This is a genomic window from Flavobacteriales bacterium (genome assembly GCA_013214975.1).
Classification (GTDB): domain Bacteria; phylum Bacteroidota; class Bacteroidia; order DT-38; family DT-38; genus DT-38.
This window is the reverse complement of record JABSPR010000447.1, coordinates 1-10679: the sequence shown is the minus strand read 5'-3', so window position 1 is coordinate 10679 and position 10679 is coordinate 1. Positions and strand designations below refer to the sequence as shown.

The window sequence follows — 10679 nt, the reverse complement described above, 5'->3', positions numbered from 1 at the left end:
TGGATGCGCACGATACCGCATGACCGCCAAACGTAGTAATGTGGCCAAGCATTGGGTTCGACTTTAATACGTTCATTATTTCTTTTGAAGACACAAAAGCCCCAATTGGCATTCCGCCACCCATTCCTTTAGCAATCGTAATAATATCTGGTACTATGCCTAGATGTTCGAACGAAAAGAGTTTGCCTGTTCTCCCAAACCCGGTTTGTACTTCATCCATAATAAGGAGGCAACCCACATCGTCGCATTTCTTTCTTAATGCTTTGAAGTAATCTACATTGCCCATTATGGTTCCCGCTTCACCTTGCACACCTTCAATAACCACAGCTGCAGTTTTGGTTGTTATAAAGTTAAGATCTGCTTGGTTGTTGTATTCAATAAGATTGCAATTAGGTAGCAATGGGTAATAACCCTTTTTCATTTCATCATCACCCAAAAGGCTTAATGAACCATGTGTACTTCCGTGGTATGCCTTCTTACAAGAAATTAATTCATATCTCCCTGTGTATCTTTTCGCAAGTTTGGTGGCTCCCTCGTTTGCCTCAGTTCCAGAATTAACGAAATACACATTGTCGAGAGTAGTAGGTAGAAGGTTAGTTAGCTCATTAGCTAGCTCTACTTGGGGAGCTTGTACATACTTCCCGTAAACGGTTAAGTAGGTATACTTGTCGAGTTGAGCTTTTATCGCTTCAATTACTTTGGGATGTCGATGTCCAACATTACTAACGGAAATGCCAGAGATAAGATCGATGTAGGCGTTATCATCTTGGTCATAAATGTATATACCCTCAGCTCGTTTTACGTCTAACGAAGGAGGGAAAGGAGTAGGGTGAGCTACGTGATTTAAATAAAGCTCCCGATGTGAAATCATAATTGTTGGATACTAATTTGACTGAGCTACTATTTTAATCGTCATTTTTATTTCGTCTTTAATCATGTAGTCGCCAAGATCGTCGAAATAGCTACCAGAGTTATATTTAACATCGAATTTGGTTCGGTCGAAAACAATGTTCGCGGTTACGTTCATTGTAGTTTCTGTATGCTCTACAATAGCTCCGAATGCAATCTCATGAGTAATGTCTTTAATAGTGAGCTTTGCTTTGAACTCATAGTTAGAATCAGTATCTAAAGCGTTCAGAATCTTTATCGCTTCCGTAATCTCAAGTTTAGCAGTTGGGAACTTCTCTACCGAAAAGAAGTCATCGTTTTTTAAGTGCTTGGTTAATTTGGCATTCGATTTCTCATCGTCCATATCTGTTGTGTTCAAAGAAGTCATGTCAAGAACAAAGTCACCGCCGGCAATCTGCTCACTCATCACGTATACCTTTCCACTTTGTATGTTAATTATGCCTGAGTGTGAGCTACCTGTAATTTTCTCTCCTTCCCAATGCACTTCACTTTTACTGTTGTTTGTTTGATAGGTTAGGACCGAAGCAGTTAAGAAACTAGAAAAGATAAAAGTTGTGCATAGTGCTGCTGCCGTTAATCCTAGCTTTTTGAATTTCTTTAGTATCATAATATGAAGTGTTTAGTTAGTGTAAAAATAATGGAAATAGTAGAATAACGCTTTTGCAATAATTAGGCCTTTTAGAAGATTATGTAAATGGCGAGGTATAGTTTATTTTTGAAACAGATGATAGATGTTAAAAGCACTTTTATTCCTTTCCGCGAAGCCGGATATTTTACCAAGTTGATAATCGATTATATCGAAGGCAACTCGGAGCTTGATAAGTTGATTTCCCATCGACCCAATGTATCTTCTTTTAAGAAAGCGATTGAAGAAAGAGCATCGATTGATATAAATAGGACTGTTTTGCACGAAGCTCTGCTAGGTCAACACCAAGGTGTGGATATAAGCTCATCAACCAAAACTAATATTGACATTATTACCGATAGTAACACATTTACTATCACAACGGGACATCAATTGTGCTTGTTTACTGGTCCGTTATATTTTATTTACAAGATAGTTTCGGCGCTTAATACCGTTAAGAAATTAAAGGAAGAGTACCCCGATAATAATTTCGTGCCTGTGTTTTGGATGGCATCCGAAGACCATGACTTTGAAGAAATAAGCGTTGCCAATATCTATAATAAGAAATTGAAGTGGGAGCAAGGTATGAGTGGTGCTGTTGGCCGTTTGGATACGGATAGCATTAATTCTGTATTAAGCGAATTAAAATATATTGTAGGGGATAAAAACTTAGGTCAAGAATTTATAACTGCCATTGAAAAGGCATACACACCAGGAAGCTCGATAACGATTGCTACTCGTGAGTTGATTTATACTTTATTTCCTAATGATGGCTTAGTTGTTATAGATGGGGATGACAAGTCGTTGAAGAATCAGTTTAAGGATGTAATGCGCGACGAGCTGCAGAACCAACGTATAGAGAAAGCCATAAAGAGTACGAATGAGTTGTTGGCTAAGAATTACAAGATCCAAGTTAATCCAAGACCGATAAATCTGTTTTACCTATCACCAGGGAGTAGAGAGCGTGTAATAGATGTTTCAGAGAACTTATTAGATGAAGTGGAGTCGAATCCAGAAAATTTTAGTCCTAATGTGATTATGCGTTGCATGTATCAAGAAAGGGTATTACCTAATCTTGCGTACATCGGTGGCGGTGGAGAACTGTCTTACTGGCTTCAGTTAAAATCGGCGTTCGAACTTTATGATATCCCATTTCCCATTTTGCTTTTAAGAAATTCTGCACTCTTTATAGATAAGAAAAGTAGTAAGCGATTTACGGATATGGGTTTTAACTTAAGTCAGCTGTTCCAAGATATCCATCAGCTTACTAAAATCTATGTGGATCAAAGTCCGTCCGATAATTCTTTAATAGAGGATAAGATAATTAAGTTGAAGGATTCAATAAATGATTTATTGCATGAAGCTATTGGGGTGGATAGCTCAATAGAAAGTAGTCTTAAAGGGGAGGAGAAGAAGATTTTAAATTCTTTGGATGCAATTGATAAAAGAATTTACAAAGCAAGAAAGAGAAAGTTAGAAGATCAAATAGCTAGAATTGAGAATATTAAATCTAAGCTGTTTCCTGACAATGGGCTTCAAGAGAGGTATGAAAATATAATTCCTTTCTACTTAAAATATGGAGAAGACTTTATAGAGACTTTGAAAAAGGAGTTTGATCCTTTTATAAATGAATTTCAGATACTCTCAGAGTAATTAAAAAATATTCAACCCTTCTTTAATAAGCCCTGCAGCAGTAATGTTGATTCCTTGAGTTCTGTATCGAACTACCATTTTTTGATGCAGTTTGTCGAATAAAGGTTTGTCATCTACTAAAACATGGCCTTCATCAAAATTAACATCGTTTAAAAATATATTTTCTGGGAGTATTGGGAAATTATATTGTTTAGTCCACGGATCTCTTCTTGAGAAATCAAGACTAGCAATATTTGTCGGTTGGTTAAAGCACATGTACATAAACTCAATGTGCTTGTTGTAATCATCTGTTGTTCTAAGTAAGTTGGTTTGAAATCCAGCTGTAATTAGCGTCTTTCCAATAGACTTTAGTGCAATTCCTTCTTCTCCATTCATAATAGAAGGGTAATGCAAGAAGAGTATACCATCTGGTTTTAAAATTTTTCGTAAGTCTGAGAATCCTTCTACAGTATAAACATTGGTTGGCTGGTTTTCTCCAGCGCTCATATCTAATATAACGATATCGTATGTTTCTGGAGCAGCCATTCGGATGGTTCGTCTAGCATCCATTGCAACGATGCTATTGGGTTCGGGCATGTCAAAAAATTCTCTCGATACTTTTGCCATTCTCTTATCTAAATCGCATACGTCAATCACGAATCCGAGACGATTCAATTCTTTTACTACGTTACCACCACCTAAGCCAGCTAGCAGTACTCTAGATCCGCTAGGCTTACATGCAGTAAATGTTGCTAACCTATTAACATACTTCCACATAGATCTGCCCGAAGGTTTGTGCATGTGTGTTTGGGAAATATTATTGATGTGTAGCATTATAGAGGGGTTCTTTTTATTCTTATACTCAACAACAAAAACTTGACCGAGGAGACCATCCGATCGGTATATTTCTTTATACAGCTTTGAGTTTTTTACTCCTTTATTGTTCAGCATTACGTTAACACAAAACAGTACAACGAGTACACCTATAATGCTAACAACTGGCATTAGCTTTTTTGACTTATAATAATAGAAAACTGGAATTAGACCAAATATAATTGCTATGATTCCTGTGCTTAGTCTTAACCCATGATTAGGGATTACATAAAACCCAGTAAAGAAAGTAGCCAAGACACCACCTATCGTTGAAATAGCATAAACGGTTCCTGCACTTTTCCCAATCTGATTTGAAATCATAGATAATCTCGTAATGATAATCGGAGATACCATCCCACAGAAAATTAGTGGAGGAGTTAAGAAAACTAAAGAAGATAAAATGGATCCTTGTACGAAACCAATTGTCATTGTTTTCTCAATGATCCATGGTGCAACTATGGGCATAAGGCCAATAGCAATACTGCCAAAAGCAACAACATTAAAAAGGATACTGCTGTTAGTGTATTTCTTAGAAATCCAGCCACCTAGATAATAACCAAGTGATAGTCCGAGTAATGTGATAATTAGAATTGAGGTCCATACATAAGTAGAAGTGCCAAAATATGGAGCCATCATTTTTGCACTAATAAGCTCTATTGCCATAACAATGGCACCTTCAATGAATGATACTAGAAGTAAAAAATTTCTGCTATTTATATAACCGTCGTTTGAAGTTGATTTCATTCTGCCTTTGTTGCTATTGGTGCCACAATTTTACGAAAATCTAAGCTTATTTACAGGAAATAAGTTACTTAATAAAGTAAGTGTTCAAATTGTTATAAGCGAGATTAAGCAATAAGTACGGTTTCTTAATCCTAAATATAATAATGGGATTTGTTAAGGTTGATGATATTAAAATGAAATTATTTTAATGCTTAATTGGTTGGTTATTAATGATTTACGTATGCGGTATTATGCTTTGAAATCATAAACTCAAATAAATAAACTCGACAAAGTATTGCTTGTTGAAGACAACGAGGCCACAAATATTACTAATACCAGACTTCTAAAGGGTATGAATATCGCAAATGATGTTGTTGCGACAAGCAATGGTAAAGAAGCAATTGCTTATTTGAAGGATGCACTTGAAAGAAATCAAAGATTTCCTGAATTGATATTTCTTGGATTATACATGCCTATTATGAATGGCCTTGATTTTTTTAAAGAGCTTAATTCGTTATTTAAGAATAGAGAAGGTAAACCCGAAGTAGTCTTATTAAGTAGATCCAATTCTGTAACGGAAATTGAAATAGCAAAAAAACTTGGTGCGCATCATCATTAAAAAAAGATGCTTAATGAGCGAAAGGTAATTGGTCTTATGGAAGATTTAAAAAACACATCGAACTTGAAAAAGTTGGTGAAACCAAGTTTATTCTAAGAGTTTCTTCTTTGATAGAATATATCGGTCATTTGAGAAATGTGATTTTTGATTTAATAAGTGATATTTCTTACATCTGAAAGATTAAATTTGTAAAGGCGTCGCGAGTACGTGTTAATTTGTAAGGCGTTGAAAAGCAACGCATTAATGGGGTAATGGTTTTCTTGTGTGAACCTAATTTAGGTGAAATTAGATTTTCTCTAATTGAAATCTTTCAAGGAGGTAGTCTTAGTATAATAGATGAGCAGAACCTTTGATTAGCTAGCAAGGTATAATGGCATAGTTAGCGTGAGAAACTATTATTGAAGAGCTTAAAAATAAAAAAAAACGGATGGAGAAAATATTACTTGTAGACAATCACCCTTTTATTAGATTAGGAATACGTAGCCAATTATCAGATTATCAAGACTATTGTATTGTTGGAGAAGCAGAAAATGGAGCAGAAGCAAAGGAGTTACTTAAGGAATTAAATCCTGATATAGTTATCTCAAGTATAGTATTGCCTGATGTAAATGGAATTGAACTAACTAAGTATATAGCGAGCAACCATGTAAATGTGAAGGTGCTTATATTATCTCAATTGGTAAATAATGAAGTAGTAACTAATGCTATTGACGCTGGTGCCACTGGGTATTTATCTAAGAAATCAGATACAGAAGAATTAATAAATGCTTTACGGGCATTAGAATTAGGTAAGAGTTATTTCGGAAAGAATATTAGCGACATTTTAATTGAGGCGCATTTAAATGGTAATAAAAAAGATGAGAATTCGGGAGTAAGTAAATTGTCTAAACGAGAAAAGGAAATATTAAAATGTGTTTCTAAAGGTCTGACTAGTTGTGAAATCGGATCTGAACTTTATATTAGTACACGCACTGTAGATACACATAGAAATAATATCATTAGAAAGTTAAATGTGAAAAATACGGCTCAGCTAATAAGCCTGGCCCATAACATGAATCTATTAGATTCATCTAATGAACGGTTGTATGCATCATGATAATTAGCATGAGGGTAATCTAAATCCTCCATATTAATTGGCCTTGAGTTTTCTACTCAGGGCCATTTTTTTAATCTAATTTTTGTAAATGAAAAAAGTGGTTTGACTTATGTCGATTTGGCGGTGAGAGAGGTTTCTTTCTATAACGAGGTCCTTCATGGAAACTCTTGTCTCCAATCTATGGTCAATCATTGAGATAGATTTTATTTTTGTTACTGCATAACTCGTCTTTCGATCTTTCTTAATATGTATTCTTTTAAATGTGTCTATTTTTCGATCTTGCTTTTCTGAATTGTCGTTTCGTTTTTCGATGTAAATGTTTAAGTACTTATCGTCTTTAACGATTTCCGATTTATTCTTCCAAACATTTTCTATGCTCTTGTTGAAGTTTTTCATTTCTCCCATTCGCTCGTCATTTTAAGGTTATGTAAAATTGGTTAGAAATAGGGGAGAGAAGACGAAGACTGGGGTAAGTTATTAATCTTTTGATGTTGATAACCGAAGTTGAAAATGCTGATAAAGAGCTAATTCTGTGCTTTGTTGGGCTGTTTTTTGGAAATAATTATGAGGAATTAGAGTTTTCGTTTAAATCAATATTTATAAAAATAATAGCTTCTATAATCAGACATGAAATATTGTTGAAAAGATGTACTATTTCTGGCTCGAATATTTATTTAATCCACCCAATAACACCTTACTTTTGGAGTCAATAATTCCAATTAGAGCATGCAAGAAAAAGTACTAATAATAGATTTTGGTTCGCAGTATACACAGTTGATTGCGAGGAGGATAAGGGAGAATAATGTGTTTTGTGAAATTCATCCATTCAATAATATTCCTGCATTGGAAGACAATGTTAAAGGAGTTATTTTATCCGGAGGTCCGTCTTCAGTTACTGAAACAGATGCACCAGATATTAACTTGTCGGATTTTCGTACTAAACGGCCTTTATTAGGCGTGTGTTATGGAGCTCAGTTAATGGTACATAAAGAGGGTGGAAATATAGCTCCATCTGAAGTTCGAGAATATGGCAGAGCCAATTTGTCTTTTGTAAAGAAAGATTCAGAATTGATGCAAAAAGTTTCTGATAACTCACAAGTATGGATGTCTCATGGAGATACAATTCTTGAGATGCCTGATAATTTTGAATTGTTAGCTAGTACAAAAGATGTCGCAGCAGCAGCTTATAAACTAAAAGGTGAGCATACTTATGGTCTGCAGTTTCATCCAGAAGTATTTCATAGTACTGAGGGAGGAGAGATAATTAAGAACTTTTTGGTGTCCATTTGTAAATGTGAATGTAATTGGACTCCTGATTCGTTCGTAGATACAGAGGTAGCCAGGCTTAAAGAGCAAGTAGGAAGCGACAGTGTAGTACTTGGATTGTCTGGTGGTGTCGATTCTACCGTGGCAGCTATTTTATTACATAAGGCTATTGGAGATAGATTGCATTGCATTTTTGTGGATAATGGTCTGCTTAGGAAAAATGAATTTGAAGACGTATTGGCCTCGTATGAAGGCATGGGCCTTAATGTTAAAGGCGTAGATGCTAAAGATGCATTTTATTCTGCATTAGATGGTTTAACAGATCCTGAAGATAAACGAAAGGCAATCGGTAAAGTTTTTATTGATGTATTCTCCGATGAAGCCAAAGCATTGCCAGATGTTAAGTGGCTTGGTCAAGGAACAATTTATCCGGATGTTATAGAATCTGTTTCAGTAAAGGGGCCTTCAGCGACCATTAAGTCACATCATAATGTGGGCGGATTGCCAGAAAAAATGAATCTTAAATTGGTAGAACCTTTACGGCCTCTTTTTAAAGATGAAGTTAGAAGAGTTGGTAAGGTATTGGAAATTGATAATAATATATTGTCTCGTCATCCTTTTCCCGGACCAGGTTTAGCTATTCGTATCTTAGGAGATATCACTAAAGAGAAGGTACGCCTTCTTCAAGAAGTGGATCATATATTTATATCTGGCCTTAAGGATAATGGTTTGTATGATGAAGTTTGGCAAGCTGGTACTGTGTTGTTGCCAATTAAATCGGTAGGGGTTATGGGCGATTTAAGAACCTATGAGCAAGTAGTTGCGCTTCGTGCTGTTACATCTACAGATGGCATGACCTCCGATTGGTGTCATTTGCCATATGAATTTCTTGCTAAAGTGTCTAACGATATCATTAACAAGGTTAAAGGTGTTAATAGAGTAGTTTATGATATATCATCTAAACCACCATCTACTATAGAATGGGAGTGATATTATTAAATTTGGCACTTATTATGCTACAAGATTGAATCTAGACCAATTCAAGCAATGATTAGAATTTCTAAAAAAGTATGTGTATTGATGGCAATCTTAGTATTGGCATTAAATACTTTTTCTCAAGATGAACCGGTTGTAAAGAAACGGGTTAAAAAATCGAAGATAACAGAGGTTATTGGAGGTAAGCCATTTATTATCCATCCAGTACTCACTGGGCATACTTTGTATTCTATCTCCAAGGCTTACGAGACTTCAATAAACGAGATAATATTAGTTAATCCCTTTTTAATTGATGGTTTACGTATTCAGGACACTATTAAAATACCAAGCAAGAAGGCACTGAAAAAAATCAGTAGGAATCAAAATATAGAATACAAAGACACATTGATAATTCATGTGGTTGAACGTGGTCAAACGGCGTATTCAATTTCGAAAGACTACAATGTAGATATTGAAAAAATTTACAAAGCGAATCTGGAAAGCAATAAAAAAATCAAAATAGGTCAGGAACTCAATATCCCTATTTCTGTTATTGTAAACAATAAATATTTAGATCTACCCGAGTACACTCGGCCTAAGTTTATGACCGATGAACTGTTGATTAACGATAGTCTTAGAAAAGATTCCATATACAACATTGCATTGCTCCTGCCTTTTTACTTAGCCAATAATGATTCAATGCGAAGGTTTGAAAGAGTACAAGGAAAAGAAATGATTTTTCATAGGAGTAGAGGAGCTTTGGATTTTCATGAAGGAATTCTATTGGCAGCAGACTCGTTAAATTCTTTAGGGCTAAATGCGCGTTTGTTTGTTTACGACACAAATTCGGATGCTATGGATGTGAGTGAAATTTTAGAAGAGCCAGAATTGAAGTTGATGCATCTAATAATTGGCTTTGATAAAAAGCATATGATGCAAATAACTGAATTTGGGGAAAGGCATAATATCCATGTAGTGTCTCCAATTAGTTCACAGAACAAGGTTCTTTTGGGGAAATCTAATACGAGTAAAGTGATCTCGTCACCAACTGTACACCTTAAAAAAATTGCTCAGTACGTTGCTCAACAATATGGGGCTTCAAATCTTGTAGTATTTAATAACGATCATATTAGAGAAGTGGAAAGAAGCAGGACGTTCGCAAAAGATTTGAAAAAATTCAGAAAGTCGTTTAACGATACTTTAGGCATTCCGATGGAGAAGACAGAATTAGATACGGTACATGTTATATCGGTAGATGTATACGAGGATGATAAAAATAAAGTAATACGTGGTGTCTTGAGAGATTCTGTTCGGAATATTATTGTTATTCCTTCAGAAGATCAGCCATTTGTAACGATCATTATGACGGAGTTGTTTAAAAAGTCGGATAAATATGACATCAAAGTTTTTGGGATGCAGAAATGGAAAAGGTACGATAACATTAACATTGACTACTACCATAAATTGGATGTACATATTCCTTGGCCTACTTTTTTAAACGAGGATACCACTATGGTTAAGACATTTAATGATGAGTTTTCCGTACCATTTTTAATACTAATTATTTCTTTTTAATTCACTCTATTACTGTTAGCAGTACAAATCTGTTGTGTCTGTTTTTAAAAAAAACATTTTTGTGTCATCATTTTCAAGGCCTTGCTAGTCAAGCAGGTATATGGAAATTTGTGTGCACACCAAGCAACCTATCTTGTGTACATAAACTGAGTATCATGATGCGCTAGGCCAGAAAGGACAATAACACCGATTAAATTTTTTTTTGTGTGCCAATATGATTGGCCCATGACATTACAGCAGATCTGCCAAATTTTGGAAATGCAAAAAATATTGAAATATTACAAAGAATTTTTTTTTTATTTATGGAATAAACATAACAGCCATATGATGAAATACAAATCCTGTTCTTTACAGTCCTGTAATTTAAGTCTATTAAAGTTTACTCA

Annotated in this window: 9 protein-coding genes; 5 read left to right on the top strand and 4 right to left on the bottom strand. The window is 35.0% G+C overall.

Annotation, left to right across the window (positions count from 1 at the left end; all coding sequences use genetic code 11):
- Both HRT72_13930 and HRT72_13925 read right to left on the bottom strand, forming a co-directional pair.
- A partial coding sequence (locus HRT72_13930; GenBank protein NQY68808.1) for an aspartate aminotransferase family protein occupies positions 1-871 on the bottom strand: 871 nt, incomplete at its 3' end.
- A 12-nt stretch (positions 872-883) separates the two neighbouring features.
- A complete protein-coding gene (locus HRT72_13925; protein NQY68807.1) occupies positions 884-1516 on the bottom strand; it encodes a YceI family protein in 633 nt (210 codons plus the stop codon).
- Between the two features lie 87 nt (positions 1517-1603).
- Here HRT72_13925 and bshC point away from each other — a divergent pair, with 87 nt between their 5' ends.
- The gene (gene bshC, locus HRT72_13920; GenBank protein ID NQY68806.1) at positions 1604-3187 is read left to right on the top strand and encodes a bacillithiol biosynthesis cysteine-adding enzyme BshC; all 1584 of its coding nucleotides are present in this window, start codon (positions 1604-1606) and stop codon (positions 3185-3187) included.
- Here the strand turns inward: bshC and HRT72_13915 are convergent, their stop codons facing one another.
- A complete protein-coding gene (locus tag HRT72_13915) occupies positions 3188-4783 on the bottom strand; it encodes a fused MFS/spermidine synthase (GenBank protein ID NQY68805.1) in 1596 nt (531 codons plus the stop codon).
- Between the two features lie 274 nt (positions 4784-5057).
- Between HRT72_13915 and HRT72_13910 the strand changes: the two genes are divergently transcribed.
- The gene (locus HRT72_13910; protein ID NQY68804.1) at positions 5058-5381 is read left to right on the top strand and encodes a response regulator; all 324 of its coding nucleotides are present in this window, start codon (positions 5058-5060) and stop codon (positions 5379-5381) included.
- A gap of 427 nt (positions 5382-5808) precedes the next feature.
- Positions 5809-6477, top strand: a complete 669-nt coding sequence (locus tag HRT72_13905; GenBank protein NQY68803.1) for a response regulator transcription factor — start codon at positions 5809-5811, stop codon at positions 6475-6477.
- Positions 6478-6552: 75 nt separating this feature from the next.
- Here the strand turns inward: HRT72_13905 and HRT72_13900 are convergent, their stop codons facing one another.
- Positions 6553-6882 carry a hypothetical protein gene (locus HRT72_13900; protein NQY68802.1) on the bottom strand — a complete coding sequence of 110 codons (330 nt, stop codon included), beginning with the start codon at positions 6880-6882 and terminating at the stop codon, positions 6553-6555.
- A gap of 321 nt (positions 6883-7203) precedes the next feature.
- On the opposite strand from HRT72_13900, the gene guaA reads away from it, so the two are divergent.
- On the top strand, positions 7204-8733 hold the full coding sequence (gene guaA, locus HRT72_13895; GenBank protein NQY68801.1) for a glutamine-hydrolyzing GMP synthase: 1530 nt from the start codon (positions 7204-7206) through the stop codon (positions 8731-8733).
- A gap of 57 nt (positions 8734-8790) precedes the next feature.
- Entirely contained in the window at positions 8791-10293 is a 1503-nt protein-coding gene (locus HRT72_13890) for a LysM peptidoglycan-binding domain-containing protein (GenBank protein NQY68800.1), read from the top strand.
- Positions 10294-10679 lie beyond the last annotated feature (386 nt).

Excerpts from the sequence above, each read along its gene's own strand:
- HRT72_13890 (NQY68800.1), top strand. The coding sequence starts at position 8,791 with ATGATTAGAATTTCTAAAAAAGTATGTGTATTGATGGCAATCTTAGTA.
- HRT72_13900 (NQY68802.1), bottom strand. The coding sequence starts at position 6,882 with ATGGGAGAAATGAAAAACTTCAACAAGAGCATAGAAAATGTTTGGAAG.
- bshC (NQY68806.1), top strand. The coding sequence starts at position 1,604 with ATGGCGAGGTATAGTTTATTTTTGAAACAGATGATAGATGTTAAAAGC.
- HRT72_13925 (NQY68807.1), bottom strand. The coding sequence starts at position 1,516 with ATGATACTAAAGAAATTCAAAAAGCTAGGATTAACGGCAGCAGCACTA.
- guaA (NQY68801.1), top strand. The coding sequence starts at position 7,204 with ATGCAAGAAAAAGTACTAATAATAGATTTTGGTTCGCAGTATACACAG.
- HRT72_13915 (NQY68805.1), bottom strand. The coding sequence starts at position 4,783 with ATGAAATCAACTTCAAACGACGGTTATATAAATAGCAGAAATTTTTTA.
- HRT72_13905 (NQY68803.1), top strand. The coding sequence starts at position 5,809 with ATGGAGAAAATATTACTTGTAGACAATCACCCTTTTATTAGATTAGGA.